We start from the raw sequence: 26,985 nt of genomic DNA on the forward strand, positions 1-26,985 counted from the left end.
GGAGGTTTTTCATGCAGATCTATAAAGTCGGTGGCGCGGTACGCGATCGCCTGCTCGGGCGCCCGGTCAGCGATATCGACTGGCTGGTAGTCGGCGCTACGGTCGACCAGATGCAGGCCCTGGGCTACCGCCCGGTCGGGGCTGATTTCCCGGTGTTCATTCATCCGCGCACGGGCGAGGAGTACGCCTTGGCGCGTACCGAACGCAAGAGCGGGCGGGGTTATGGTGGGTTTACCTTCCATGCCAGCCCCAATGTAACCCTCGAAGAGGACCTGATCCGCCGGGACCTTACCATCAACGCCATGGCCGAAGACGAACTAGGCAATTTGTACGATCCCTATCATGGCAAGAAGGATCTGGAGCAGCGCTTATTGCGTCATGTTTCCCCGGCTTTCGCCGAAGATCCGCTGCGCGTACTGCGGGTGGCCCGCTTCGCCGCCCGCTATGCGCCGCTGGGGTTTCGGGTCGCCGACGAAACGCGCGAGCTGATGCGCCGGATCAGCGCATCCGGCGAATTGCAGGCGCTTACCGCCGAGCGCAGCTGGAAGGAGATAGAGCGCGCGCTGATGGAGGATCAACCCCAGGTATTCATCCAGGTGCTGCGCGACTGCGGCGCCCTGAAGGTCCTGATGCCAGAGGTGGACGCACTGCTGGACAAGCAGCAAAGCCATACCCTGCAAGCACTGGAACAGGCCGCCGGCGAGCAGTTACCGCTCCACGTACGCTGGGCCTGCCTGCTGCATGAACTTACCGACCTGGACCAGGCCAAGGCCCTCAACCGGCGGTTCAAGGCGCCCCGGGAGTCCCAGGAACTGGCCTTGCTGGTCGTGGAATGCCAAACCCTGTGCCATGGTGCTCTGGAACTGAGCGCTGCTGAGCTTCTGGAGTTACTGCAGAAGTTCGATGTGTACCGTCGTCCCCAGCGTTTGGAGGACTTCATCGCCGCCTGCCAGGCACAAGCGCGAAGCCGAGGCGAGAACCAGGCCTATCCACAAGCTGACTACCTACGCGGCGCGGCAGCAGTGGCCAAGGCGGTCGATGTGAAGGGGTTGGTGGAAAAAGGCCTGACCGGACAGGCTCTGGGCGAGGCGCTGAAGGAGGCCCGGCTGACGGCGCTTGAGGCCTACAGGCAACGCTGAATGGCTGGCCATGGGAGCGGGCGCAACGATGAGCGCTGGGTTAATACCGCATTCACCGGGTGCCCTCGCTCCCACGCAGATGGCTTCAGATCGGCTGCAGTGGCGTCAGCTGCAACCCGCGCCACTCGAACGGTACCGGCGCCAGCACCTGCTCGATCCGCGCCTCCTGCCACAGCTGAGCCATGCTTTTGCCTTCACCGGGATGCACCAGTTGCGGCGCGATCAGCGACAGCGGCCACAACACGAACGCGTTCTTCAGAATCTCGGCCCGTGGTAGCACCAAGCCATTGAACGTCCCCAACAAGTCGTCATACATCAGCACATCGATATCCAGCGGCAGGCCTTTGCGCTCAGGCGCATAGCGACCATTGTCCGCCTCGATGAACTTGAGCCGACGGTCCAGCTCCAGCAGCGGCAAGTCGGTCTTGCCGGTCACCACCAGGTTATAGAAAGGCCCACTCTTGATGCCCACCGCCTGGCTCTCGAACACTGGAGAGCAGTGCATGCCCTGCAGAAAGCTCGCCAGCGCATCGAGCCCGGCGCACAGGTGCGCCTCCCGGTCGATATTGCTGCCCAGGCCCAGGTAAACCGTGCTCAAAGACATCCGCGCTCAATCTCCACGCCAACACCACCGCGGGCAGCCGGCACGGCGCCGGGCTTGGTCAGCTTCAGGCGTACCCAAGGGATGTTGAACTCTTCCATCAGCGCCGCAACCAAGCGTTCGGCGAAGGTCTCCACCAGCTCATAGCGCGACTGTTCGGCGAACGCCTGAACACGCGCGCTCACACTGGCGTAGTCCAGGGCAAGGCTCAGGTCGTCGCCTGCTGCCGCCGGGCGGTTGTCCCAGGCGAAACTCAGGTCCAGGCGCAGGCACTGGCGAATATCCCGCTCCCAGTCATAGGCACCGATGACGGTCTCGACTTCCAGGCCTTCGATGAACACTCTGTCCAAGCACTTCTCTCCACAGCACGACAAGGGCGACTGGCGCCGTTAGAATCAAGGCGTCCTCGCCCGGAATAGTTAGCATGTTTTGGTTATTGGCGCTGCTTGCCTACCTGCTCGGCTCTCTGTCCTTCGCCATCGTCCTCAGCCGCCTCAGCGGCAGCCCGGACCCGCGTTCGAGCGGCTCAGGCAACGCCGGCGCGACCAACATGCTACGCCTGGCGGGCCGCAAGCTGGCGATCCTGACCCTGCTCGGCGACCTGTGCAAGGGGCTGTTGCCTGTGCTGCTCGCCCAACTGGCCGGCCTCGGCCTTCAGGAGCAAGCCTGGATCGGCCTATGCGCGGTCATCGGTCATCTGTTCCCGCTTTACTTCTGCTTCAAGGGCGGCAAGGGCGTGGCCACCGCAGCCGGCATGCTCATGGGCCTGTACTTTCCGGCCGCCTTGCTGGCCATCGCCGCCTGGCTGCTGACCTTCTACCTGACCCGCACCAGTTCCCTCGCCGCATTGATTGCCACACCGCTGACACTGCCATTGCTGGCCTGGCGCGAACCTGAGGCACTGCTGCCAATCACCGTGCTTACAGTACTCATCGTCTGGCGCCACCGCAGCAATCTACGCGACCTGTTTGCCGGGCGCGAACGACATTTCTAACGCCTGCCCGGCAACACCCCGCCTCATAAGGCCGACAACTGCTCCATCGGCCAGCGCGCCTGCACGCTGATCGCCAGGTCCTGGCGTTGCCCGGCCAGCAGCCGCTGGCAACCGGCATAGGCGATCATCGCGCCGTTGTCGGTGCAGAACTGGGGACGTGCGTAGTAAACGTTGCCATGGAGACTGGCGAGCATGGTTTCCAGCGAGGCGCGCAAGGCCTTGTTGGCGCTCACACCACCGGCGATGACCAGGCGCTTGAGGCCAGTCTGCTTGAGCGCGCGCTTGCACTTGATGGTCAACGTCTCGACCACCGCCTGCTGGAACGCCAGCGAAAGGTCGCAGCGGGTCTGATCGCTATCATCGCCGGCATCCCGGCATTGCTGCCAAGTATTCAGGGCGAAGGTCTTCAGACCACTGAAGCTGAACTCCAGGCCTGGGCGGTCGGTCATCGGCCGTGGGAACACGAAGCGGCCCGGCACGCCTTTTTCGGCCAGACGGGCGATTTCCGGGCCTCCGGGGTAATTCAGGCCGATCAGCTTGGCCGTCTTGTCGAACGCCTCGCCTGCCGCATCGTCCAGACTTTCGCCTAGCAGCTCGTACTGGCCGATGCCATCGACCCGCACCAGCTGGGTATGACCGCCGGAGACCAACAAAGCGACGAACGGGAACTCTGGTGGGGTTTCTTCCAGCATGGGCGCCAACAGGTGACCTTCCATATGGTGTACGCCGATCGCCGGGATGTCCCAGGCGAACGCCAGCGCCTGGGCGCAGGAAGCGCCGACCAGCAGCGCGCCGACCAGCCCGGGGCCAGCGGTGTAGGCGATCGCATCGATCTCGGTGGCGACACAGCCGGCCTCGGCCAGTACCTGGCGGATCAAGGGCAGCATGCGCTTGACGTGATCACGCGAGGCCAGCTCCGGCACCACGCCGCCATAGACGCGGTGCAGGTCGATTTGACTGAACAGCGCATCGGCCAACAGGCCACGTTCGCTGTCGTATAATGCGACGCCGGTTTCGTCGCAGGATGTTTCCAATCCCAGTACTAGCATGGGTCCGTGCCTTGTCGAGGCTGAATTCGAAGGCGCGCATGATAGTCCTCGTACCCCATGCCGACCAGCGGTTTTCGATCAGAGGCTTTGCATTCCGGCCAGCTAAGGGTTAACATCCGCAACCCTTGAAAACCGACGTTCTCCAGCACACCTTTTTGTTTTGCCAGGAGCACGTCTACCCCGGTAATGAATGAAGGTAGCCCTGGATGCCAGCCGTCAAAGTTAAAGAGAACGAACCCTTCGACGTAGCTCTGCGTCGTTTCAAGCGCTCCTGCGAAAAAGCCGGTGTACTGGCTGAAGTTCGTAGCCGCGAGTTTTATGAGAAGCCGACTGCCGAGCGCAAGCGCAAAGCTGCTGCCGCTGTAAAGCGTCACGCCAAGAAGGTTCAGCGCGAACAGCGCCGCGCCGTTCGTCTGTACTAATACAGACGTTCTACGCAAAGCTTCTGCCCCGCCCGGCCCTGTGCCGGGTTGATGGCAGCGGTTGTTTCAAACCTCAGACTCACGTCCGAGGCGCCCCTCGCAACAACCCCGGGGCAACCTGCCTGAACACGTCAGAGCTGGTCCTCGACCAGTCGTGCACGTCCTGACTGACGAGCCCTCCGTGGCTGACGAGCACATTTTTCTCATACTTCCCGCACCGCACTACTCGCCCCTAACCCGCGCGTAGCGATTAGACTTGCCAGCTGCCAGATGACGAGACTGCCATGGCCGGGCTGATTCCCCAAAGCTTCATTGATGACCTGCTCAACCGCACCGATATCGTCGATGTGGTGAGTTCGCGTATCCAACTGAAGAAAACCGGCAAGAATCTCTCCGCCTGCTGCCCGTTCCACAAAGAAAAAACCCCCTCTTTCACCGTCAGCCCAGACAAACAGTTCTATTACTGCTTCGGCTGCGGCGCTGGCGGCAACGCGCTCGGCTTCGTCATGGACCACGACAACCTGGACTTCCCCCAGGCCGTGGAAGAACTGGCACGCGCCGCTGGCATGGAAGTGCCGCGAGAAGAAGGCCGCCGAGGTCAGAAGCCCCGTCAGCCCACCGATTCACCCCTCTACCCGTTGCTCGAGGCCGCTGCCGAGTTCTATCGCCAGGCCCTGCGCGCTCACCCGACCCGCAAGGCAGCGGTGGACTACCTCAAGGGCCGCGGGCTGTCCGGCGAGATCGCCCGCGACTTCGGCCTGGGCTTCGCGCCGCCGGGCTGGGACAACCTGCTCAAACACCTGGGCGCCGATAGCCTGCAACAGAAAGTGATGATCGACGCAGGCCTGCTGATCGAGAACGCCGAGAGCGGCAAGCGCTACGACCGCTTCCGCGACCGGGTGATGTTCCCGATCCGTGACAGCCGGGGGCGGGTCATCGCCTTTGGCGGCCGGGTCCTGGGCGATGACAAGCCCAAGTACCTGAACTCCCCGGAAACCCCGGTCTTTCACAAAGGCCAGGAACTCTACGGCCTGTTCGAAGCGCGAAAGCACAACCGCAACCTCGATGAGATCATCGTGGTCGAGGGCTATATGGACGTCATCGCCCTGGCCCAGCAAGGCCTGCGCAACGCGGTGGCAACCCTCGGCACCGCAACCAGCGAGGAACATCTCAAGCGCCTGTTTCGCGTGGTGCCGAGTGTCCTGTTCTGCTTCGACGGTGACCAGGCTGGTCGCAAGGCTGCCTGGCGCGCCTTGGAGTCCACCCTGGCCAGCCTGCAGGATGGGCGCCGGGCGCGCTTCCTGTTCCTGCCCGAGGGCGAAGACCCGGATAGCCTGGTCCGCGCCGAAGGCACCGACGCTTTCATGGCCCGCATCAACCAGCACGCCCAACCGCTGGCGGACTACTTCTTCGAGCAACTGAGCAACGAGGCGGACCCTCGGTCGCTGGAAGGCAAGGCGCACATGGCTACATTGGCCGCACCGCTGATCGAAAAGATTCCGGGCGCCAATTTGCGTCAGCTCATGCGCAATCGCTTGAAGGAAATTACCGGCCTCGATCCTCAGCAGGTCGAGCAGTTGGCACAGCACGCGCCAGCACCCAACGTGCCCGACTACGACCCAGGCTATGACTACGACGCCATGGCCAGCTACGCCCCTGACTACAGCGACGCGCATCAGCCCGACTACGCGCCCGCCCAGCAGGAGCAGCGCCCATGGACCCCGAACAAGGGCGCGAAGAAACCGTGGGATGGCAAGCCCTGGGACAAAAAAGGCGGCAAACCCTGGCAACGCGATGGCCAGCGCGGCGAAGCACCACCGCGTGTCCCCGCCCCGGTCGAGCCGCCGACCCTGTCGGCCCTGCGCACCCTGCTGCATTACCCGTTGTTGGCCGGAAAGGTGGAAGATGCCAGCCATTTTGCCGACGAAGAGCATATCTACAGCCAGCTGTTGGTCGCACTGATCGAGGCCGCGCAGAAGAATCCTAAGCTAAGCTCAATGCAGTTGATCGCACGTTGGCACGGCACCGAACAAGGCCGCCTGCTGCGGGCTCTGGCGGAAAAGGAATGGCTGATCGATGCCGATAACCTTGAACAACAGTTTTTCGACACTATAACTAGCTTGTCCGCCCGCCAACGCGAGCGCAGCCTGGAACATCTGCTCAGGAAAGCACGTCAAAGCGAGTTGAGCACCGAGGAAAAATCGCAGCTCCTCGCACTGCTGAGCCGGAATGTTCCCGCACAAACCCCGACCTCATCTGGCGCGTGAGGTCCATGCTCGGGTATAATCCTCGGCTTGTTTTTTGCCCGCCAAGACCTTCAGTGGATAGGGTGTTATGTCCGGAAAAGCGCAACAGCAATCTCGTATCAAAGAGTTGATCACCCGCGGTCGTGAGCAGGGCTACCTGACTTACGCGGAGGTCAACGACCACCTGCCTGAGGATATTTCAGATCCGGAACAGGTGGAAGACATCATCCGCATGATCAACGACATGGGGATCAACGTATTCGAGAGTGCTCCGGATGCGGATGCCCTGCTGTTGGCGGAAGCCGACACCGACGAAGCCGCAGCCGAAGAAGCCGCCGCAGCGTTGGCGGCAGTCGAAACCGATATCGGCCGCACGACCGACCCGGTGCGCATGTACATGCGCGAAATGGGTACCGTCGAACTGCTGACCCGCGAAGGCGAGATCGAAATCGCCAAGCGTATCGAGGAAGGCATTCGCGAAGTCATGGGCGCCATCGCCCATTTCCCGGGGACTGTCGACTACATCCTCAGCGAATACGATCGCGTCACTACCGAAGGTGGCCGTCTGTCCGATGTCCTCAGCGGTTACATCGACCCTGACGACAACATTGCCGCGCCGACCGAAGAAGTCCCGATCCCGGGCGCCAAGGCCGCAGCTGCCAAGGAAGAAGAGGACGAAGACGAAGAGAGCGAAGAAAACAGCGACGACAGCGAGGACGAGGGCGAAAGCGGCCCGGATCCGGAAGTCGCCCGCCAGCGTTTCGGCGCCGTCGCCGACCAGCTCCAGATCACCGGCAAGATCCTGAAGAAACACGGGCGCAGCGGCAAGGAGAGCATCGAAGCCCTCCAGGCCCTGGCAGACCTGTTCATGCCGATCAAGTTGGTACCCAAGCAGTTCGACGTTCTGGTCGAGCGCGTGCGCAGTGCACTGGATCGCCTGCGCGCCCAGGAACGCGCCATCATGCAGTTGTGCGTACGTGATGCACGCATGCCTCGTGCCGACTTCCTGCGCCTGTTCCCAAGCAACGAGACCGACCAGACCTGGAGCGGTGACCTGTCCAAGCGCAACACCAAGTGGGCTGCCGCCCTGGGTGAGAAAGACGCTGCGATCGTCGCCTGCCAGCAGAAGCTGATCGACCTTGAGAACGAAACCGGCCTGACCGTCGCCGAGATCAAGGAAATCAACCGTCGCATGTCGATCGGCGAGGCCAAGGCCCGTCGCGCCAAGAAAGAAATGGTCGAGGCGAACCTGCGTCTGGTGATCTCCATCGCCAAGAAGTACACCAACCGTGGCCTGCAGTTCCTGGACCTGATCCAGGAAGGCAACATCGGTCTGATGAAGGCGGTGGACAAGTTCGAATACCGTCGCGGCTACAAGTTCTCGACCTATGCCACCTGGTGGATCCGCCAGGCGATCACCCGCTCGATCGCCGACCAGGCACGCACCATCCGTATTCCGGTGCACATGATCGAGACGATCAACAAGCTCAACCGTATTTCCCGCCAGATGCTGCAGGAAATGGGTCGCGAACCGACGCCGGAAGAGCTGGGCGAGCGCATGGAAATGCCTGAGGACAAGATCCGCAAGGTGTTGAAGATCGCCAAGGAACCGATCTCCATGGAAACGCCGATCGGTGACGACGAAGATTCGCATCTGGGCGATTTCATCGAGGACTCGACCATGCAGTCCCCGATCGACGTGGCCACGGTCGAAAGCCTCAAGGAAGCCACGCGTGACGTGCTCTCCGGTCTGACCGCACGCGAAGCCAAAGTGCTGCGCATGCGTTTCGGTATCGACATGAACACGGATCACACCCTCGAAGAGGTAGGCAAGCAGTTCGACGTGACCCGCGAGCGGATCCGTCAGATCGAAGCCAAGGCGCTGCGCAAGCTGCGCCATCCGACGCGAAGCGAGCACCTGCGCTCATTCCTCGACGAGTGATGACAAACCCCGGCCTAGGCCGGGGTTTTTCTTTTCAGGCACGCGACAAACCCCACTGATCGCCTCTCCCCTCGGCCATTGCCCGTCTACACTCGATTCAGACCACCTGAATGAGAGGCCGCTATGTCCTTTGTGCCGGCCCTTCTGTTGCTGATCCTGCTTGCGTGGAACGCAACGGCCGGCGCCCTGACCCTGACTGATGAAGAAAAAGCCTGGCTCAGCGCTCACCCACACGTGCGCCTGGGCGTCGATGCCTCCTGGCCGCCTTTCGAGTTTCGCGACCAGGAAGGCCGTTACCAGGGATTGGCCGCCGATTACGTTGCCTTGATCCAGGAGCGTCTGGGCATATCGCTCAAACCGATCGAGCCCAGCAATTGGACCGAGGTATTGCAGCAGGCTAGGGAAAAACGCATCGACCTGCTCCCCGGCATCATGTCGACGCCCGAACGCCAGCAATACCTCGCCTTCACCCGCCCCTACCTGGACTTCCCCATCGTCATCCTGGCACACAAGGGCGGCCCACAGCCCCGCACCCTCGAAGACCTGTATGGGCTGAAGGTGGCCGTGGTTGAAAACTACGCCCCCCATGAGCTGCTGCGCACTCACCACCCGGACCTGAACCTGGTGGCACTGCCCAACGTCAGCTCCTCCCTTCAGGCCCTGGCGACAGATGAAGTGGACGCAGTGGTAGGGGACCTCGCCTCGAGCATCTGGGCCCTGCGTCAGCTCAAGCTCGACGGCCTGTACGTTAGCGGTGAGACGCCCTATCGCTATCAACTGGCCATGGCGGCCCAGAAGGACAACAAGATACTGGTCGGCCTTCTCGACAAGGTCATGGCCGACATGACCACGGCAGAAATCAGCCACATCCAGCAACGCTGGGTCGGGAACGTCGTCGACCAGCGGTCGTTCTGGAGTGACATGCTGATCTACGGCCTGCCTGCGGTCTTGCTGCTGCTTGCCGGTCTGGCGGTGGTCATTCGCATCAACCGGCGCCTGAGTTCAGAAATTTCGCGGCGTATCGCCCTCGAACAGGAACTGCGCAGCAGCGAGTATCACTACCGCAGCCTGGTCGAAAGCCTGTCCGCCATCGCCTGGGAGGCCGATGCCAACGACTTCACATACAGTTATGTCTCCCCCCATGCCGAAGACCTGCTCGGCTACCCCTTGAGTGATTGGCTGCGCCCCGGTTTCTGGCGCAGCATCCTGCATCCTGAGGACGCGCTCTGGGCCCAGGCCTATTGCGACAGCGAAACCGCCGCGGGGCGCGACCACAGCCTCGACTATCGAGTGATCCGCGCGGACGGCCACGCCCTCTGGGTACGCAATATCGTCAGCATGATCGAACACGGCCACCGCCCGTTGCTGCGGGGCTTGATGATCGACATCAGCGAAACCAAACGTACGGAAGATGCCCTGCGCCTGTCGGAACAGAAGTTCGCCTCGGTGTTCCAGCAATGCCCGGACATCCTGGTGATTGCTCGCCATAGCGACGGTTGCCTATTGGAAGTCAACGAAGCCTTCGAGGAACAGATCGGCCTGAGCCCAGGCCAGGTGATCGGGCGCACCGCCACCGAACTAGACCTGTGGGCCTTGGCCGGCGCCGGCCCCGCTCTGCTCGAGCGCCTACAACAAGGCGGTATCCGCAACTTGGAAATGAGCTTTCGCCGCAGCAACGGCCAGGTGTTCACCGGCCTGACCTCGGCCGAGACGTTCAACCTCGACGGCACCCGGGCCATGGTCGTGGCGGTGCGCGACATCAGCCAACTGAAGGAAACCCAGCGACAACTGCAGACCTCCGAAGAAAAGTTCGCCAAGGCCTTCCATGCCTCCCCCGACGGCCTGTTGCTGTCGCGCCAGAGCGACGGCTTGTTGCTCGAAGTGAACGAAGGGTTCTGCCGCCTCACCGGCTATGACATCAATCCAGCCATGGACCAGACCTCCCTGGACCTGGGTATCTGGGTCGATCTCAACGAGCGCAAGCGCCTGATCGAGCAATTGCAGCGCGACGGTTTCGTGCGTGACTTCAGTTGTCATATCCGGCGCAGCGATGGGCAGATCCGCCTGTGTGAACTCTCCGCCAGGCCGCTGCCGATCGAAAGCACCGACTGCATGCTGACCATCGCCCGGGACATCACCGAGCGCCATCTGATGCAGGAAAAACTGCAACTGGCCGCCACTGTGTTCGAGAACACCGCCGAAGGGGTACTGATCACCGATCCCGACCAGCGCATCAGTGCCGTCAATCGCGCCTTCAGCGAGATCACCGGCTACAGCGAGATCGAAGCCCTTGGACAAACCCCACGCCTGCTCGCGTCCGGGCAGCACGACAGCGCGTTCTACGCGGCCATGTGGCATCAACTGACTGCCGAAGGCCATTGGCAAGGCGAAATCTACAACAAGCGCAAGAATGGCGAGCTCTACCCCGGCTGGCTGACCATCAGCGCCGTGCGCAACCGCGACCATGAAATCACCCACTTCGTGGCAGTGTTCGCCGATATCTCCAGCCTCAAGCTCGCCCAAGCCAAGCTCGATTACCAGGCCCACCACGACCCGCTGACGGGCCTACCCAACCGTGCGCTGTTCGAAAAGCGCCTGCAGGCCGCCCTTACTTGCCCGCAAGAGGCCAACCGACAGGGTGCGGTGCTGTTTCTGGATCTGGACCGCTTCAAGCACATCAACGACAGCCTCGGCCATCCGGTCGGCGACCTACTGCTCAAAGGCATCGCCCAACGCCTGAGAGAGCAGGTACGCGACTTGGACACCGTGGCGCGGCTAGGTGGCGATGAGTTCATCATCCTCCTGCCCGGCCTGCATCGCCCAAGCGATGCCAGCGCCATCGCCAACAAGCTGCTGACCTGCTTCCATGCCCCGTTCGAGGCCGGTGAACATGAGTTCTTCACCAGCGCCAGCATCGGCATCAGCCTTTATCCACAGGATGGCACCGACGTCGCCAACCTGATTCGCAACGCCGACGCGGCCATGTACCGCTCCAAGGCCAAGGGCCGCAACCGGGTCGAGGCCTATACCCGCGACCTGACCGCCCAGGCCAGCGAGCGCATCGCTCTGGAACACGAACTGCGTCGGGCCATCGAGCGCAACGAAATGAGCCTGTGCTTTCAGCCCAAGTTCAGCCTCAAGACCCAAAACCTGGTTGGCGCAGAGGCCTTGATCCGCTGGCGTCACCCCACCCTAGGCGACGTCCCGCCAGAGCAGTTCATCCACCTGGCCGAAGAGAACGGCACCATTTTGCAGTTGGGCGACTGGGTGCTGGAACAAGCCTGCCGGCAGATGTACAAATGGAAGAGCACCTACGAGCCGTTTGGCCCTTTGTCGATCAACCTCGCCGGCGCCCAGCTGCGCCAGCCCAACCTCGCCAGACGCATAGAACACCTGCTCAAGACTTACCAGCTCAAGGCCGGGGACCTGCAGCTGGAGATCACCGAGAACTTCATCATGAGCCAGGCCGAGGAAGCCTTGGCCATCCTTCATCAGCTCAAGGCGCTCGGCGTGCAACTGGCCATCGACGATTTCGGCACCGGCTATTCGTCCCTGAGCTACCTCAAACGTCTACCCCTGGACATTCTCAAGATCGATCAGTCATTCATTCGCGGCCTGCCCAGCGATCCCCATGACGTCGCCATCACCCGCGCAATCATCGCCCTGGGACGCAGCATGCAGTTGACCATCATTGCCGAAGGTGTCGAGAACCAGGCGCAGCAAAACTTTCTCGCCTGCGAAGGCTGCGAACAGATTCAGGGCTACATCGTCAGCCTGCCCCTGCCTGCGGAGGAATTCGCTGCCACCTTCCTTCGCATAGCACTATCAGATCTTTCAGATGGCACCCACCTCAAACCCTCGTTATAATCCCCGCCACCTCTGGGGCCTATAGCTCAGTTGGTTAGAGCAGAGGACTCATAATCCTTTGGTCCACGGTTCGAGTCCGTGTGGGCCCACCAGATACGACAAAGCCGCGCATTGCGCGGCTTTTTGCTGTCTGGACCTTAGCCCCAACAGCTTTTAGGGCAGAGCCTCAGCTCAGACTTGGGCAGCGAACCGTTGACCCAACCGCAGGGATGCATCGCCTGAATAAGTGCCCCAGAACAGTCGCCTCATCTCAGCGCGCCCTAACGCCCAGTCATCGTGGCGGTCGAACAGCGCATCTCGCAAGGCGGAGTAATCCATAACTTTTATTCCGGGAGTGTGACTCTCATAGTCCAAATACAATGAGCGGCAATCTCGCTGATACGCCGGCAAATCGAATGGGAAAAACACGATGGGTCGATCAAGCAGAAGGAAATCAAAGTAGATAGACGAGTAGTCGGTTATCAATACGTCGATCAAAGGCAGCAGCGGATAAACATCCAGATCCTTGTCCAGAACAGTGATGTTGCACAGCGAGGCCAAGGCTTTTGTATCAAGGCGAGTTGAGGGGTGAAATTTCAGGAACAATCCATAACCCTGCTCACCGAGGCGACGGTCCAGATCCTCAAAGTCAATGCCTGCGGCCTGCACGAAATCCTTACCATCATCTCGGAACGTCGGCATGTAGATGAATGTCTTTTGAAACTTTTGTAGCGAGTTGGCCATGCTGTTTACGTCGGATGTTTCGTACGCCTGGATATGCTCCAAAAGTTGCAGGCGCGAATAAAAGAAAAGATCGGTCCGAGGAAAGCCAAAGGGAAGACAGCGCGAAGCAGGTAATCCGAACGCCGACTTCATAGCGTAGTCTGCTACATATTCGGAGCTTGCCAATATATAGGAATACTCTGCGTATTTTTTGGGATTGAAAAATGCTCCCCAAGAGCCTCCCGACCTCTGCAATGTTCGACGGGCCGATTTTTTACTACGACGCTCATCGTCCATCTCGATTTTCTTAAGCGGAATGCCGTGCCATAAGTTTATGACTTCCACGCCCTTGGAGAGTGTGAAGCTAATATCTCGAAGTCCAACATTGATGAAATATCCCGAGGCCCGAAGACAACTCCACATGCCGCGCCAGGAGAATAAGTAGGCTGCATCCAAGCCTCTTGCCGTCATGGACTGAACCAACAGAGGATCACGACTGATCCAGACGCAACGAACTGCGCCTTGCAAACGCTTCCGGGCATCGAGGTAAAAGTACTTGGAGTTGCAAGAAAACAGCCGCCCACCATGGGCTCCGAACACCCACAAGTCCGAACGCCGCGGAATCAGCCCCGCCAGATGGTAAGCGATAACTTTCAGTCGAAGAGGATCCTTGCGTAAAAACCTCTCCACCAGTTTTCGGAGCATCAACGGAACTCCCTTGCTACAGTTTGGAGCACATCCAAGGCATCCTTTAGGCGCGCAATGTTGTCCGATCTCAAGTCTGCCAAGACATTCTTTAGGTGGGTCGTAGAGATATCTTGGGTACGTTCCAGATAAATAACCTCGCAATACTCACCGAGCTCATCAAACTTACCCTGCCAATCCGCCCCCATTCCAAAAACATCCACCTTATATCGGCAAATATCATCTAATTTCTGAGACCAGCAGGACTCTGGAATGACCAGATCCACCTGCTTCAGGTTGCGGACTACCTCACAACGGTGCTCGAATGGGATAACGCACTGCTTGCCTTTGGAGGCATTAAACTCATCAGTAGAGACGCCCACGATCAGACGATCCCCCAATGCCCGAAGACGTTGCAGAAGGCGAAGGTGCCCGACATGGAACAGATCGAATGTCCCGTAGGTTAATACCGTTTTCACTCGTGCCCCTGTCTCAATCCGCTTGCGGCATTCATCTGCCTTGAGTGCGCGGAATCCGAGGCGAGCCTACGTAGGCCATCGCGACGGAAACAATAAACCTGTCAAAACTGTCGTAAATCGGCCAGCAGGTTGCATGGCGCGACGCAGCGTAAAGCGCGGTAATCTTAACGAAATGCCCCAAATTCTTAAAGTAAGCACATTCTCACTCGCTCCGTGCTCAAGCCCAACCAAGCCTTTCAAAGAGATTCGCCATGCCCGACGCTCGCTCCATCACCCTCGACGAAATCGACCGCCAGTTGATCTCCCTGCTGCAGATCAACGCCCGGGAAAGCGTCGCCACCCTCGCTCGGCACTTGGGTATTGCCCGTACTACCGTCAATTCCCGCCTGGAGCGGCTGGAGAAGGGCAAGATCATCACAGGCTACGGTGTGCGTCTGGGCCAGCGGATGCGTGGAGGGGGGTTGCAGGCCTATGTGGGCATCAAGGCGCAGCCGCGTTCGGGAAAGGACATCGTGCGCCGCCTCAGCGCCATGGGCCAGGTTCAGCAGCTGTGCGCGGTCAGTGGCGAATTCGACTACGTGGCCTGGCTGAGCAGCGACTCGCCGGAACAACTGGACCAGCTGCTCGATCAGATCGGCAGTCTCGAAGGGGTCGAGAAAACCACGACTTCCATCATTCTCAGCAGCAAGGTCGACCGGGGCCAACCGGGCTGATCATTCAGCCTCGTAACCAAGGCGAGCTTGCCCCTGGCGATCAGCGCTCGTCACTCTGCATGCCCAAGCCGTCATTAAGACGACAAATTTCACATAACGACGCCACTCTGCACCTTAATTACGAACGTCCCGCTTCATAAAATGGCCTCCAGACATTTTCTATACTCAGGCTCCGCCTTCTGCGTAGCCTCCCTGGCAAGGTCATCACATGAACAAGAAAAACCGCCACCCCGTCGACGGCAAGAAACCTGTCACCATCTTCGGCCCGGACTTTCCCTTCGGCTTTGACGATTGGCTGGAGCACCCGGCTGGCTTGGGCAGCATCCCGGCCGAGCGTCATGGCGAGGAAGTGGCGATCGTCGGTGGCGGCATCGCAGGTCTGGTGGCGGCGTACGAGCTGATGAAGCTGGGCCTCAAGCCGGTGGTGTACGAAGCCTCGAAACTGGGTGGGCGTCTGCGCTCGCAGGCCTTCAACGGCACTGACGGCATCGTCGCCGAACTGGGCGGCATGCGCTTCCCGGTCTCGTCCACGGCGTTCTATCACTATGTCGACAAACTGGGCCTGGAAACCAAACCTTTCCCCAACCCGCTGACCCCAGCCTCCGGCAGCACGGTCATCGACCTGGAAGGCCAGACCTATTACGCCGAGAAGATTTCCGACCTGCCGGCATTGTTCCAGGAAGTGGCCGATGCCTGGGCCGATGCCCTGGAAAGCGGCGCCCAGTTCAGCGAGATCCAGCAAGCCATCCGTGACCGCGATGTACCGCGCCTGAAAGAGCTGTGGAACACCCTGGTTCCGCTGTGGGACGATCGCACCTTCTATGATTTCGTCGCCACCTCGCGCTCCTTCGCCAAGCTCAGCTTCCAGCACCGCGAAGTCTTCGGTCAGGTCGGTTTCGGCACGGGCGGCTGGGACTCGGACTTCCCCAACTCGATGCTGGAAATCTTCCGCGTGGTGATGACCAACTGCGACGACCATCAGCATCTGGTGGTCGGCGGCGTCGAGCAAGTACCTCAGGGCATCTGGCGTCACGTACCCGAGCGTTGCGCCCACTGGCCAGCCGGCACCAGCCTGAGCTCGCTGCATGGCGGCGCGCCACGCGGCGGCGTCAAGCGCATCCACCGAGCGGCCGATGGCAGCCTGGCGGTCACCGATACCTGGGGCGATACCCGCAATTACGCCGCAGTGCTCGCGACCTGCCAGACCTGGCTGCTGACCACCCAGATCGACTGCGAGGAGTCGCTGTTCTCGCAAAAGATGTGGATGGCCCTGGACCGCACCCGCTACATGCAGTCGTCGAAAACCTTCGTCATGGTCGACCGGCCGTTCTGGAAGGACAAGGACCCGGAAACCGGGCGCGATCTGATGAGCATGACGCTCACCGACCGCCTGACCCGTGGGACCTACCTGTTCGATAACGGCGACGACAAGCCGGGGGTCATCTGCCTGTCCTACGCGTGGATGAGCGATGCCTTGAAGATGCTGCCGCACCCGACTGAAAAACGTGTGCAGCTGGCCCTCGATGCTCTGAAGAAGATCTACCCGAAAACCGATATTGCGGGGCATATCATCGGCGATCCGATCACCATCTCCTGGGAGGCCGACCCGTACTTCCTCGGCGCCTTCAAAGGCGCGCTGCCAGGGCACTACCGCTACAACCAGCGCATGTACGCGCACTTCATGCAGCAGGACATGCCTGCCGAGCAGCGCGGCATCTTCATTGCTGGCGACGATGTGTCGTGGACCCCAGCCTGGGTGGAAGGCGCGGTGCAGACATCGCTGAATGCGGTGTGGGGTATCATGAACCACTTCGGCGGCAAGACCCATCCTGAAAACCCGGGCCCAGGCGATGTCTTCCATGACCTCGGCCCGATCGCCCTGCCGGACTGACACGAGGACGCACCATGCGCATCGCCCTGTACCAAGGCGCGCCAAGGCCACTGGATGTACCCGGCAACCTCGAGCGCCTGCAACAGCAGGCGCAACTGGCCGCCGCTGGCGGCGCGCAGTTGCTGGTATGCCCGGAGATGTTCCTGACCGGCTACAACATCGGCCTGGGCGCCGTACAGCGCCTGGCTGAGCCCAACGATGGCCCGTCGGCCATGAGCGTGGTCGATATCGCCCAGGCCCATCGCATCGCCATCGCCTATGGCTATCCGGAGCGAGGCGAGGATGGCGCGCTGTACAACAGCGTGCAGTTGATCGACAGCCACGGTCGCAGCCTGTGCAACTACCGCAAGACGCACCTGTTCGGCGAACTGGACCGTTCGATGTTCAGCCCAGGCCCTGATCACTTTCCGGTGGTCGAGCTGGAGGGCTGGAGGCTGGGTATGTTGATCTGCTACGACATCGAGTTCCCGGAAAACGCCCGGCGCCTGGCGCTGGGCGGCGCCGAACTGATCGTGGTGCCGACGGCCAACATGCAGCCGTACGACTTCACTTGCCAGGTCACCGTGCGCTCGCGGGCACAGGAAAACCAGTGCTTCCTCGTCTATGCCAATTATTGCGGGGCCGAGGGTGAGATCCACTACTGCGGCCAAAGCAGCATCATCGGGCCGGACGGCAGCGTTCTGGCGATGGCCGGCCAGGAGGAATGCCAGTTGGTGGCGGACCTTGACCACGCATGCGTGGAGCAAGGGCGCAAGGCATTTCCTTATTTGACCGACCTGCGCTGCGAGCTGCATCTTCGTAACACCTGAAACCTGCGAGGGGCCGGATGCGGCCTGGCACTAAGCAGGCCCACGCCTGCAGCTCAGGGCCGGCCAATGCGTTAGGATTACGCCATGCCTGACGCCACCCGCCACCTCACCCTCTCCAATGGCCTGCAGCTCACCCTGCGCCACGCCCCGCGCCTCAAACGCGTTGCCGCGGCCATCCGGGTGCATGCTGGAAGCCATGACGCTCCAGCCCAATGGCCTGGGCTGGCGCACTTTCTCGAACATTTGTTCTTTCTCGGCACCGAGCGCTTTCCCCTGGCAGATGGCCTGATGCGCTACGTGCAGGGCCTGGGCGGTCAGGTCAATGCCAGTACCCGCGAACGCACCACCGATTTTTTCTTCGAAGTCCCGCCCCACGCGTTGGCAGGTGGCCTTGAGCGACTGTGCCAGATGCTGGCGGAACCTGACCTTAGCATCGAGCGCCAACGCCGTGAGCGGGAAGTGATCCATGCAGAGTTCATCGCCTGGGCGCGCAACCGGCAAGCCCAACGGCATTTCGCCCTGCTGCAGAGCGCAGCCCCTGCACATCCGCTGGGCGGCTTTCACGCTGGCAATCGATACACACTGGCCATACAGGCGCCAGCATTCCAGTTGGCGCTGCGCGACTTCCATCGATGCTATTACCACGGCGGGCAAATGGTGCTCAGCCTGTGCGGGCCCCAGTCGTTGGATGACCTTCAAACGTTGGGCACTCGCTTTGGCCTGTTGCTGGCCTCTGGCGATCCCACCGCGCAAGCCCTGCCGCCGAGGCTCTTGCAGCGTGCGGAGCCGGCCGCTGTCAGAGTCGATGATCGTCTCGACCTGCTGTTTGCCCACGAGCATCTGCCCGAGGGCACCGAAGCCGCCCTGGAGTTGCTGCTCGCCTGTCTGGGCGACAACCGGCCTGGCGGCTGGCTGGCCTATCTGCGCCAGCGCGGCTGGCTGCGCAGCTTCAAGGCCGAGCCCCTTTATGTTCATGCCGGCCAGTTGCTGTGGAGCGCCCAGCTACAGGTAAGCGAAGACGCCTCGCAAGATGAGATCCTGGCCTCGCTCCAAGGCTGGCTGGGCTTTCTGCGCCAGACCGATCACAACGCACTGAACCGCACACATGCCCAGTTGCAGCAACGTCGCGCATACACGGCCAGCGCTCTGGAACTGGCGCGCCGGGATAGCACAGGTCTGCCCTTTCGCCACCTTGACGAGCAGGGCCTCGCGGCCTTGCGCACGCTGCTGGACAGCCTGCCGCACCGCGACCATGGCCACTGGCAACTAGCGCCCGCGGACCCCCTTTTGCTGGCAACCCTGCCTCGCCATGCGCGCGTAGCCCTGCCCGCGAGCCTCGCGATCAGCGATGCCTTGCCCGCTTCACGCCGCTTTGCCGCGCTCTACCTGCGCTGGCACGTCAGCTCTCCCTTGGGCCAGCGCTTCCAACCCCTGCTCGAGCATTCGTTACAGCCGCTGGTCGAACGCGCCAAGCGGGCGTCATTGCAGTTGGATTTCACGGCGAGCGGCAATGCCTGGCAATTGCACTGCGCAGGTGCACCACAAGCGGTGATACGCGCACTCGACGAAGCCCTCCCGCTGCTACGCCGACCTGGCGTGGATGACTGGATATCACCATCGGCGTCCAAGCCTGCGTTGGTTCCGATCCGCGCGTTGCTTCAGGCCCTGCCCGATGCGATCCGGCACGACCCGTCTCGACAGCCCGATGACACAGTGCTGGACCAAGCCTCGCTTGACGTGCTCTGGCAAACCGCTCGCTGGCAGGGCTTGGCGGTGGGGTTCGCCGTGGCCGAGCAGTCAGCGCTGGCTGCAGCACTGCAGGGAGTGATGGGCACGCCTGAAACGCGCCATGCCCCTCCATCGCTCATGGGTCGTCGTTGGCATGCGCTACAGACCCCAGGCAGCGAACCGGCGCTGTTGCTGTTCTGCCCACTGCCCGCGCACCAGCAAGCCGCTGGCCGTCTGCTCGCCCACTTGCTGCAAGGCCCGTACTATCAGCGTCTGCGAGTCGAATTGCAGTTGGGCTACGCCGTGTTCAGTACCTTTCGTCAGGTCGAAGGTGTCTGCGGGCTGCTCTTCGGCGTGCAGTCGCCCAAGGCCAGCCATGCACAGATCCTCGACCATATCCTGCATTTGCTCGGGCAGAACCTGCCGCTCGACGTGCAAGCCCGCGAAAACCTCGCCGCTCAATTTGAAGAAAATGCCATGAACAATGGCGATGTCGCGCAATGGGCATGGCAGACACACCTGGCTATACAAGCCGACGATCTTGCTGCGCTAAGGCGGTCTATCCTGACGACAGAGCAAATGCATCTGGATCGGCTCAGGCAGGCCCTGGTGACAGCCGAGCATGGCTGGGTGTGCCTGGCCAACGCCCCGGCGCCGGATGCCAGTTGGCACTGAACCCAGCCGGATTGTTACGGAGACTGCAACGGCACTTTTCGAATAATTAACCTTTCGGTACAAATTTTTCTTGTAAGATAGCGCAATCTCAGTCAATGGAACCTCCTCCCCAAGGCGGCGCCAAACAAGTAACTGACCACCCAACCCCATCCGGAAGGAGAACGCCCATGTGGACCAAACCTGCTTACACTGACCTGCGTATCGGCTTCGAAGTGACCATGTACTTCGCAAACCGCTAAGCATTGCTGCGATCAGACGCCTCGGTCCGCCGGGGCGTTTGCGTTTTTTGGCAACGGTTTTTCGGATAGAGAGCAGCCATGTACATCCAGATTCTCGGTTCCGCCGCCGGTGGCGGGTTTCCTCAATGGAACTGCAATTGCGCCAACTGCAAGGGCTACCGCGATGGCACCTTGCGCGCCACAGCGCGTACCCAGTCCTCCATTGCACTGTCGGACGATGGCGAACACTGGGTCCTGTGCAACGCCTCGCCGGACATCCGTGCCCAGCTCCAGGCCTTCGCGCCAATGCAGCCAGCCCGCGCACTGCGCGATACCGGTATCGACGCGATCGTCCTGCTCGACAGCCAGATAGACCACACCACCGGCCTGCTCAGCCTGCGCGAAGGCTGCCCGCACCAGGTCTGGTGCACCGAGATGGTCCGCCAGGACCTGACCACCGGCTTCCCGCTGTTCACCATGCTCAGCCACTGGAATGGCGGTCTGGTGTGGAACCGCATCGAGCTCGAAGGCAGCTTCGTCATCCCAGCCTGCCCGAACCTACGGTTCACCCCCTTCCCCTTGCGCAGCGCCGCGCCGCCCTATTCGCCCCACCGCTTCGATCCACATCCGGGAGACAACCTCGGCCTGCTGGTGGAAGACACCCGCACCGGCGGCAAGCTGTTCTATGCCCCGGGCCTGGGCCAGGTCGACGACAAATTGCTGCAGATGATGCAGGGCGCCGATTGCCTGCTGGTCGATGGCACCCTGTGGGAGGATGATGAAATGCAACGCCGCGGTGTCGGCACCCGTACCGGCCGCGAGATGGGCCACCTGGCGCAGAACGGTCCGGGTGGCATGCTCGAGGTGCTGGACGGCTTCTCGCGTCAGCGCAAGGTGCTCATCCACATCAACAACACCAACCCGATTCTCGATGAGGACTCACCCGAGCGGGCCGAAGTGCAACGCCGCGGCGTGGAAGTGGCCTACGACGGCATGAGCATCGAGCTGTAACGAAGCTGCTCGGCCCTTGTGGGAACGGGTTCACCCGCTCCCACAGGCGGCGAAGTCAGCCGATAGTGCGTTCTATGGGAGTCAATTGATGAACGATGCACGACCCATGTCCCCTGCCGAATTCGAGCAGGCCCTGCGCGCCAAGGGCGCCTATTACCACATCCACCACCCCTACCACGTGGCGATGTACGAAGGCCGCGCCACCCGTGAACAGATTCAGGGCTGGGTGGCCAACCGCTTCTATTACCAGGTCAACATTCCGATGAAGGATGCGGCGATCCTGGCCAACTGCCCCGACCGCGAAGTACGCCGCGAGTGGATCCAGCGCCTGCTCGACCACGATGGCGCACCGGGCGAGGACGGCGGCATCGAAGCGTGGCTGCGCCTGGGCCAGGCCGTGGGCCTGGACCCGGACCAATTGCGCTCCCAGGCGTTGGTACTGCCGGGCGTACGCTTTGCCGTGGACGCGTACGTCAACTTCGCCCGCCGCGCCAGTTGGCAGGAGGCCGCCAGCAGTTCGCTGACCGAGCTGTTCGCCCCGCAGATCCACCAGTCGCGTCTGGACAGCTGGCCCACGCACTACCCCTGGATCGACCCGGCCGGGTACGACTATTTCCGCACCCGCCTGGGCCAAGCCCGGCGCGACGTGGAGCACGGCCTGGCGATCACCCTGCAGCACTACACGACCCGCGAGGGGCAGGACCGCATGCTGGAGATCCTGCAATTCAAGCTGGATATTCTCTGGAGCATGCTCGATGCCATGAGCATGGCCTATGAACTGAACCGCCCGCCTTACCACACCGTCACGGCTGAGCGGGTCTGGCACAAGGGGATCGCCCTATGAGTTTCGACCGCAAGCAAGTCCCCGCCTGGCGCCCGGGCTATCGTTTCCAGTACGAGCCTGCGCAAAAAGGCCATGTCCTGCTATACCCCGAGGGCATGATCAAGCTCAATGAGAGCGCTGGCCTGATCGGCGCGCTGATCGACGGTGAGCGCGATGTGGCGGCGATCATCGCCGAGCTCGAGGGTCAGTTCCCGGATGTCCCGCAAGTCGCCGAAGACATCGAGCAGTTCATGGAGGTGGCCCGTGCCGAACACTGGATCGTCCTCGGCTGAAATGCCAGCCAAGCCCGAAGTCGGTCTGCCGCTGTGGGTGCTCGCCGAGCTCACCTACCGCTGCCCTTTGCAATGCCCGTACTGCTCCAACCCGCTGGATTTCGCCCGGCAGGGTCAGGAGCTCAGCACCGAACAGTGGTTCCGGGTGATGGCCGAGGCCCGCGAGCTGGGAGCGGCCCAACTGGGCTTCTCCGGCGGCGAGCCGCTGGTACGCCCGGACCTGCCCGAGCTGATCGGCGAAGCCCGCCGCCTGGGCTACTACACCAACCTGATCACCTCTGGCATCGGCCTGACCGAGCAGAAGATCGCCGCCTTCAAGCAGGCCGGGCTGGACCACATCCAGATCAGCTTCCAGGCCAGCGACGAGCAGGTGAACAACCTGCTGGCAGGCTCCCGGAAGGCCTTCGCCCAGAAGCTGGAGATGGCCCGCGCAGTGAAGGCCCATGGCTATCCCATGGTGCTCAACTTCGTCATCCACCGGCACAACATCGACAAGATCGACCGCATCATCGAGCTGTGCATCGCCCTGGAGGCGGATTTCGTAGAACTCGCCACCTGCCAGTTCTACGGTTGGGCGCACCTCAACCGCCTGGGGCTGTTACCGACCCGCGCCCAACTGGAACGGGCCGAGCGCATCACCAACGAATACCGCGAGCAACTCAAGGCCGCGGGCAACCCCTGCAAGCTCATCTTCGTCACCCCGGATTACTACGAGGAACGCCCCAAGGCCTGCATGAACGGCTGGGGCAGCCTGTTCTTGACCATCACGCCCGATGGCACCGCCCTGCCCTGCCACGGTGCACGTCAACTGCCGGTGCAATTCCCCAACGTGCGCGACCACGATCTGCGGCATATCTGGTACGACTCCTTCGGTTTCAACCGCTTCCGTGGCTACGACTGGATGCCCGAGCCCTGCCGCTCGTGCGACGAGAAGGAAAAGGACTTCGGCGGCTGCCGCTGCCAGGCCTTCATGCTCACAGGCGATGCCAGCAACGCCGACCCGGTGTGCGCCAAATCCCCTGATCACGGCATCATTCTCAAGGCCCGTGAAGAAGCGCAAACCGCCCAGTTGACCATCGAAGAGATGACCTTCCGCAATGAGCGCAATTCACGAATCATCACCCGCGGCTGATTTCAGCGCCGCCCAGGCGGTCGCGGCCAGCACCGATTTCGCTGAGCTCAAGGTCGGTGCCAACGGCGTATTCTGGAACGAATTCCGCCCCGCCGATGGCGCCTGCCGCCTCTGGCATTGGCGCAACGAGCAGGCCCACTGCCTGACGCCGGACGGCTTCAGCGCCCGCAGCCGCGTCTATGAATACGGCGGCGGCAGCTTCTGCCTTGGCGGCGACGGCGTGGTGTTCGTCAATGAAGCCGACCAGCAACTCTATACCCAGGCCCTCGATGGCTCCCCACCGCGTCCGCTGACCCAGGATGCGCAGTGCCGCTATGGCGATGTGCTGTGGCATGCGCAACGGGTACTGGCGGTCGAGGAGCGCCATGGTGTGTCGGTCGAGCATCGGCTCGTGGCCATCGGGCCCGAGGGGCGCGAAGTATTGGCCGAAGGGGCTGATTTTTATGCCTCGCCCACCCTCAGCGACGATGGACAGCGCCTGGCCTGGATCGAGTGGGACCGCCCCGCGCAGCCCTGGACCCAAACACGCCTGATGTGCCGGGCGCGCAACCATGACGGTCGTTGGGGAGCAGCGTTTTGCCTGGCAGGGCATGGGACGCGGGAGGTTTCACTGCAACAACCGCGCTTCGATGCCCAAGGGCAGCTCTACTGTCTCTCTGACCAAAATGGTTTCTGGCAACCCTGGGGCGAGCTGGGTGGCACCTGGCAAGCCTTGCCTGCCGCAGCCGCCGACCATGCCGCCGCACCTTGGCAACTGGGCGCCAGCTCCTGGCTGCCGATCGGGCCGCAAGCGTACCTCGCCAGCTGGTTCGAGGATGGATTCGGGCTGCTGGGACTGTACGGCGAAGATCGTCAGGTTCAGCGCCTGGGCCGTGAATACACGCGCTTTCGCAGCCTCGCCGCGGATGACGGGCATGTCTATGCCATCGCCGCCTCGCCCCTGACCCCGCCTGCGGTCGTCGCGTTCGATCGGCACACCGGCCGGAGCAGGGTACTTGCCGGCGGTGGCCTTGCGTTACCCGCCGACCGGGTCAGCCGCCCGCGCCCCATCCACTACCCCAGTGGCGATGGCCAGGCCCATGGCTTCTTCTATCCTGCCGTTGGCGCCGAAACCCCTTCGCCACTGGTGGTGTTCATCCATGGCGGACCGACCTCGGCCTGCTACCCGGTGTTCGATGCACGCATCCAGTACTGGACCCAGCGCGGTTTCGCCGTGGCCGACCTCAACTACCGGGGCAGTACCGGCTATGGCCGTGCCTATCGCCAGGCCCTGCACCTCAACTGGGGCGAGCTCGATGTGCAGGATGCCTGCGCCGCCGTCGACCATCTGGCCAAACTCGGCCTGGTCGACCCGCGTCAAGCCTTCATCCGCGGCGGCAGTGCCGGGGGCTACACCACGCTGTGTGCCTTGGCCTTCCATGATGTGTTCCGCGGGGGGGCGAGCCTCTATGGGGTCAGCGACCCGGTCGCCCTCGACCAGGCCACCCACAAGTTCGAAGGCGATTACCTGGGCTGGCTGATCGGTGATCCGCAGCTCGACCATGAACGCTATCGCCAACGCACACCGTTGCTACACGCTGCCCAGATCAAGGTGCCGGTGATCTTCTTCCAGGGCGAGCTGGACGCCGTGGTAGTGCCCGAACAGACCCGTGCCATGCTGGCCGCGCTCAAGGCCAATGGCATCGAAGCCGAAGGGCACTTCTATGCCGGTGAGCGGCACGGGCTGCGCAAGGCGCAGAACCTGGCGCACGCGTTGGAGGAAGAATGGAAGTTCTATTGCCGGGTGCTGGGGCGATAGACATCGGAGGCCTTTTCGCGGGTAAAACCGCTCCCACAAGACGGGCAATGAGCCGTGGGGGAGCAGGCTTACCCGCGAAGTGTCAGCGCTTGGCGATGATATACACCGCGTGCACGATGCCCGGAATGTAACCCAGCAATGTCAGCAGAATGTTCAGCCAGAACGCGCCGCCGAACCCGACCTGGAGGAATACGCCCAGTGGCGGCAGGATGATAGCGATGATGATGCGGATGAAATCCATGTTCGTCTCTCCTTGGAAGGGTTTCAAAAGAGACTAGCCGGGCCACGCCAGGGTTCCATGACCAAGCGCCAGGCAAAAAAAACGCCCCGAGCCAAATACTGCTGGCCAAGGGCGATGCGCAGGAACGCGAGACGGTTCGGTGAAATTCGTGGCGCCCGGGGCCGGTCAGGCCGAAACCTCGCGGCGACTGTGTTGCTGGGCATGCAGGCGGGCAAAGGCGCGGGCCAAGCGCAGGAGCATCTCGTCGATGTTGCCCTTGCTCACGGTCAGCGCTGGTGAGAAGCGCACTACATCGGCCTGCGGTGCGTTGAGCAGCAGCCCCTCGTGCAGCGCCGCCTCGACCAGCTCGCGGGCCAGGTCCTCGTGCAACTGCAGCGCCCAGAGCAGCCCTTGGCCACGCACTTCGCCCTGGCCATAACGACCGGCCAGGCGGCTGAGGCCGTCACGCAGGTGGCGACCGCTGTCCTGCACGTGTTCGAAGAAGCCTGGCTCGAGCACAGTCTCCAGTACCGCAAGGCCGGCCGCACTCATCAGCGCGTTGCCATGATGGCTGCCCTCCAGCTCGCCCGGCTCGGCGCAGCATGCGCTGCCGCGGGCCAGCAAGGCCGCCAGCGGCACACCACCACCCAGGCCTTTGCCCAAGGTAATGATGTCGGCACGCACGCCGTAGGTCTGCTCGGCGAGCAGGGCGCCACAACGGCCGATGCCCGTCTGCACCTCGTCGAGGATCAGCAGGATGCCGAGTTCGCGACACAGACGCTCGACCCCTTGCAGATACTCGCGAGTCGCCGGGATCACCCCCGCTTCGCCCTGGATCGGCTCGAGCATGATCGCCACGGTGCGCGAGTCCACGGCGGCGTGCAGGGCCGCGAGGTCGTTGAAGGGCACCTTGCTGAAACCTGGCAGGCCAGGCTCGCAGCGATTGCAGGGCAACGGGTCGGAAGCCGACAGCGCCCCCAGGCTGCGTCCATGGCAGGCCTGGCTGGCAGTGATGATGTGATAGGCGCCGTTGCGATGCAGCTGCCCCCATTTGCGCGCCAGCTTGATGGCGCCCTCGCAGGCCTCGGCACCGCTGTTGAGCAGGTAGGCTTGATCGCTGCCGGTGCTCTGGCAGAGGCGATCGACCAGACTCAGCAAGCCACGACTGTGGAACCCCGCGCCAGGGTTGATCAGCGCCTGGGCCTGGTTGCCCAGGGCCTTGACCAGCACGCTTGGGCTGTGGCCGAGACTGTTGACGGCGCAGCCCTGGGTGAAGTCCAGGTAGGCATGGCCTTGGTGGTCCCACAGCCAAGAGCCCTGGCCTCGTACGAACACCTGCGGCGCCCGCTCGGCGCTTGGCATCAGCCGTTCGCGGGTCGGCTCCGACGCCGCTGGCGCGCTCACCGGAGCAGGCTTGGGCTCGGCAGCGGCAGGGGCCGAACGGCGCAGGTTGAACAGGTTCATCGGGGCTCCAGCCATTTGGGTCAGGGTCGGCAGCGGTTTATTTTGCCTTGCCTATCAAAAGTGTTTTTCCCTGCAGGTAACAATC

22 protein-coding genes, 1 tRNA gene and 1 pseudogene are annotated in these 26,985 nt (G+C 62.2%); 17 read left to right on the forward strand and 7 right to left on the reverse strand.

Annotation, left to right across the window (positions count from 1 at the left end):
* The first annotated feature begins 11 nt into the window (after positions 1-11).
* Complete coding sequence (locus tag R6G97_RS00205; RefSeq protein WP_317847675.1) at positions 12-1,139, forward strand: multifunctional CCA addition/repair protein; 1,128 nt, start codon at positions 12-14, stop codon at positions 1,137-1,139.
* Between the two features lie 85 nt (positions 1,140-1,224).
* On the opposite strand, the gene folK is transcribed toward R6G97_RS00205, so the two are convergent.
* Both folK and folB read right to left on the reverse strand, forming a co-directional pair.
* Complete coding sequence (gene folK, locus R6G97_RS00210) at positions 1,225-1,743, reverse strand: 2-amino-4-hydroxy-6-hydroxymethyldihydropteridine diphosphokinase (RefSeq protein ID WP_043210376.1); 519 nt, start codon at positions 1,741-1,743, stop codon at positions 1,225-1,227.
* Entirely contained in the window at positions 1,734-2,090 is a 357-nt protein-coding gene (gene folB, locus R6G97_RS00215) for a dihydroneopterin aldolase (protein WP_317847676.1), read from the reverse strand. The genes folK and folB overlap by 10 nt, the downstream gene beginning before the upstream one ends.
* Positions 2,091-2,164: 74 nt before the next feature.
* On the opposite strand from folB, the gene plsY reads away from it, so the two are divergent.
* Positions 2,165-2,734, forward strand: a complete 570-nt coding sequence (plsY, locus tag R6G97_RS00220; protein WP_043210374.1) for a glycerol-3-phosphate 1-O-acyltransferase PlsY — start codon at positions 2,165-2,167, stop codon at positions 2,732-2,734.
* 23 nt (positions 2,735-2,757) lie between these two features.
* Here plsY and tsaD read toward each other — a convergent pair whose 3' ends face one another.
* Positions 2,758-3,783 (reverse strand): tRNA (adenosine(37)-N6)-threonylcarbamoyltransferase complex transferase subunit TsaD, encoded by a 1,026-nt coding sequence (gene tsaD, locus R6G97_RS00225; RefSeq protein ID WP_043210373.1) that lies wholly within the window; start codon positions 3,781-3,783, stop codon positions 2,758-2,760.
* Between the two features lie 206 nt (positions 3,784-3,989).
* Between tsaD and rpsU the strand changes: the two genes are divergently transcribed.
* From rpsU to R6G97_RS00250, 5 genes are all read left to right on the forward strand, one after another.
* Positions 3,990-4,205 (forward strand): 30S ribosomal protein S21, encoded by a 216-nt coding sequence (rpsU, locus tag R6G97_RS00230; RefSeq protein WP_003255575.1) that lies wholly within the window; start codon positions 3,990-3,992, stop codon positions 4,203-4,205.
* 284 nt (positions 4,206-4,489) lie between these two features.
* Positions 4,490-6,472: a DNA primase gene (dnaG, locus tag R6G97_RS00235; RefSeq protein WP_090346221.1), complete on the forward strand. Its 1,983-nt coding sequence runs from the start codon at positions 4,490-4,492 to the stop codon at positions 6,470-6,472.
* A gap of 67 nt (positions 6,473-6,539) precedes the next feature.
* Positions 6,540-8,393 carry an RNA polymerase sigma factor RpoD gene (gene rpoD, locus R6G97_RS00240; RefSeq protein WP_250034119.1) on the forward strand — a complete coding sequence of 618 codons (1,854 nt, stop codon included), beginning with the start codon at positions 6,540-6,542 and terminating at the stop codon, positions 8,391-8,393.
* Positions 8,394-8,516: 123 nt separating this feature from the next.
* Positions 8,517-12,260, forward strand: a complete 3,744-nt coding sequence (locus tag R6G97_RS00245) for an EAL domain-containing protein (RefSeq protein ID WP_317847677.1) — start codon at positions 8,517-8,519, stop codon at positions 12,258-12,260.
* Positions 12,261-12,275: 15 nt separating this feature from the next.
* Positions 12,276-12,352, forward strand: a tRNA-Ile gene (locus tag R6G97_RS00250).
* Positions 12,353-12,449: 97 nt separating this feature from the next.
* On the opposite strand, the pseudogene R6G97_RS00255 reads toward R6G97_RS00250, so the two are convergent.
* Together R6G97_RS00255 and R6G97_RS00260 are read right to left on the reverse strand one after the other, a co-directional pair.
* Positions 12,450-13,667: pseudogene (locus tag R6G97_RS00255) on the reverse strand (CDP-glycerol glycerophosphotransferase family protein); the annotation flags it as partial.
* Entirely contained in the window at positions 13,667-14,125 is a 459-nt protein-coding gene (locus tag R6G97_RS00260) for an adenylyltransferase/cytidyltransferase family protein (protein WP_197852599.1), read from the reverse strand. The pseudogene R6G97_RS00255 and the gene R6G97_RS00260, both read right to left, overlap by 1 nt.
* A gap of 251 nt (positions 14,126-14,376) precedes the next feature.
* Here R6G97_RS00260 and R6G97_RS00265 point away from each other — a divergent pair, with 251 nt between their 5' ends.
* From R6G97_RS00265 to R6G97_RS00310, 10 genes are all read left to right on the forward strand, one after another.
* A complete protein-coding gene (locus R6G97_RS00265) occupies positions 14,377-14,838 on the forward strand; it encodes an Lrp/AsnC family transcriptional regulator (protein WP_070571947.1) in 462 nt (153 codons plus the stop codon).
* A gap of 208 nt (positions 14,839-15,046) precedes the next feature.
* Positions 15,047-16,729 (forward strand): flavin monoamine oxidase family protein, encoded by a 1,683-nt coding sequence (locus R6G97_RS00270; protein WP_043210361.1) that lies wholly within the window; start codon positions 15,047-15,049, stop codon positions 16,727-16,729.
* 14 nt (positions 16,730-16,743) lie between these two features.
* On the forward strand, positions 16,744-17,538 hold the full coding sequence (locus tag R6G97_RS00275; protein WP_250034124.1) for a carbon-nitrogen hydrolase family protein: 795 nt from the start codon (positions 16,744-16,746) through the stop codon (positions 17,536-17,538).
* Between the two features lie 84 nt (positions 17,539-17,622).
* Positions 17,623-19,941, forward strand: coding sequence for a pyrroloquinoline quinone biosynthesis protein PqqF (pqqF, locus tag R6G97_RS00280; protein ID WP_317847678.1), 2,319 nt, complete (start codon positions 17,623-17,625; stop codon positions 19,939-19,941).
* A 167-nt stretch (positions 19,942-20,108) separates the two neighbouring features.
* Positions 20,109-20,180, forward strand: coding sequence for a pyrroloquinoline quinone precursor peptide PqqA (gene pqqA, locus R6G97_RS00285; protein WP_003243383.1), 72 nt, complete (start codon positions 20,109-20,111; stop codon positions 20,178-20,180).
* Between the two features lie 78 nt (positions 20,181-20,258).
* A complete protein-coding gene (gene pqqB, locus R6G97_RS00290; protein ID WP_317847679.1) occupies positions 20,259-21,170 on the forward strand; it encodes a pyrroloquinoline quinone biosynthesis protein PqqB in 912 nt (303 codons plus the stop codon).
* Positions 21,171-21,258: 88 nt separating this feature from the next.
* Positions 21,259-22,014, forward strand: a complete 756-nt coding sequence (gene pqqC / locus R6G97_RS00295; RefSeq protein ID WP_182941916.1) for a pyrroloquinoline-quinone synthase PqqC — start codon at positions 21,259-21,261, stop codon at positions 22,012-22,014.
* On the forward strand, positions 22,011-22,286 hold the full coding sequence (gene pqqD / locus R6G97_RS00300) for a pyrroloquinoline quinone biosynthesis peptide chaperone PqqD (protein ID WP_090346239.1): 276 nt from the start codon (positions 22,011-22,013) through the stop codon (positions 22,284-22,286). Before pqqC ends, pqqD begins: the two co-directional genes overlap by 4 nt.
* Complete coding sequence (gene pqqE, locus R6G97_RS00305) at positions 22,258-23,418, forward strand: pyrroloquinoline quinone biosynthesis protein PqqE (RefSeq protein WP_317847680.1); 1,161 nt, start codon at positions 22,258-22,260, stop codon at positions 23,416-23,418. Before pqqD ends, pqqE begins: the two co-directional genes overlap by 29 nt.
* Positions 23,384-25,216, forward strand: coding sequence for a S9 family peptidase (locus R6G97_RS00310; RefSeq protein WP_102081052.1), 1,833 nt, complete (start codon positions 23,384-23,386; stop codon positions 25,214-25,216). The genes pqqE and R6G97_RS00310 overlap by 35 nt, the downstream gene beginning before the upstream one ends.
* An 82-nt stretch (positions 25,217-25,298) precedes the next feature.
* Here the strand turns inward: R6G97_RS00310 and R6G97_RS00315 are convergent, their stop codons facing one another.
* On the reverse strand, positions 25,299-25,457 hold the full coding sequence (locus R6G97_RS00315) for a YqaE/Pmp3 family membrane protein (RefSeq protein WP_009681539.1): 159 nt from the start codon (positions 25,455-25,457) through the stop codon (positions 25,299-25,301).
* 165 nt (positions 25,458-25,622) lie between these two features.
* Positions 25,623-26,900: an aspartate aminotransferase family protein gene (locus R6G97_RS00320; protein ID WP_182816604.1), complete on the reverse strand. Its 1,278-nt coding sequence runs from the start codon at positions 26,898-26,900 to the stop codon at positions 25,623-25,625.
* Positions 26,901-26,985 lie beyond the last annotated feature (85 nt).

It is taken from the genome of Pseudomonas sp. HTZ2, assembly GCF_033173945.1.
Classification (GTDB): domain Bacteria; phylum Pseudomonadota; class Gammaproteobacteria; order Pseudomonadales; family Pseudomonadaceae; genus Aquipseudomonas; species Aquipseudomonas guariconensis.

Bases quoted from the DNA above. Each gene is read 5' to 3' on its own strand.
- pqqB (WP_317847679.1), top strand. From the start codon at position 20,259: ATGTACATCCAGATTCTCGGTTCCGCCGCCGGTGGCGGGTTTCCTCAA.
- R6G97_RS00320 (WP_182816604.1), bottom strand. From the start codon at position 26,900: ATGAACCTGTTCAACCTGCGCCGTTCGGCCCCTGCCGCTGCCGAGCCC.
- R6G97_RS00315 (WP_009681539.1), bottom strand. From the start codon at position 25,457: ATGGATTTCATCCGCATCATCATCGCTATCATCCTGCCGCCACTGGGC.
- rpsU (WP_003255575.1), top strand. From the start codon at position 3,990: ATGCCAGCCGTCAAAGTTAAAGAGAACGAACCCTTCGACGTAGCTCTG.
- R6G97_RS00275 (WP_250034124.1), top strand. From the start codon at position 16,744: ATGCGCATCGCCCTGTACCAAGGCGCGCCAAGGCCACTGGATGTACCC.
- pqqF (WP_317847678.1), top strand. From the start codon at position 17,623: ATGCCTGACGCCACCCGCCACCTCACCCTCTCCAATGGCCTGCAGCTC.
- R6G97_RS00205 (WP_317847675.1), top strand. From the start codon at position 12: ATGCAGATCTATAAAGTCGGTGGCGCGGTACGCGATCGCCTGCTCGGG.
- R6G97_RS00245 (WP_317847677.1), top strand. From the start codon at position 8,517: ATGTCCTTTGTGCCGGCCCTTCTGTTGCTGATCCTGCTTGCGTGGAAC.
- pqqD (WP_090346239.1), top strand. From the start codon at position 22,011: ATGAGTTTCGACCGCAAGCAAGTCCCCGCCTGGCGCCCGGGCTATCGT.
- R6G97_RS00310 (WP_102081052.1), top strand. From the start codon at position 23,384: ATGAGCGCAATTCACGAATCATCACCCGCGGCTGATTTCAGCGCCGCC.
- R6G97_RS00270 (WP_043210361.1), top strand. From the start codon at position 15,047: ATGAACAAGAAAAACCGCCACCCCGTCGACGGCAAGAAACCTGTCACC.
- dnaG (WP_090346221.1), top strand. From the start codon at position 4,490: ATGGCCGGGCTGATTCCCCAAAGCTTCATTGATGACCTGCTCAACCGC.
- rpoD (WP_250034119.1), top strand. From the start codon at position 6,540: ATGTCCGGAAAAGCGCAACAGCAATCTCGTATCAAAGAGTTGATCACC.
- tsaD (WP_043210373.1), bottom strand. From the start codon at position 3,783: ATGCTAGTACTGGGATTGGAAACATCCTGCGACGAAACCGGCGTCGCA.
- folK (WP_043210376.1), bottom strand. From the start codon at position 1,743: ATGTCTTTGAGCACGGTTTACCTGGGCCTGGGCAGCAATATCGACCGG.
- plsY (WP_043210374.1), top strand. From the start codon at position 2,165: ATGTTTTGGTTATTGGCGCTGCTTGCCTACCTGCTCGGCTCTCTGTCC.
- pqqC (WP_182941916.1), top strand. From the start codon at position 21,259: ATGAACGATGCACGACCCATGTCCCCTGCCGAATTCGAGCAGGCCCTG.
- R6G97_RS00265 (WP_070571947.1), top strand. From the start codon at position 14,377: ATGCCCGACGCTCGCTCCATCACCCTCGACGAAATCGACCGCCAGTTG.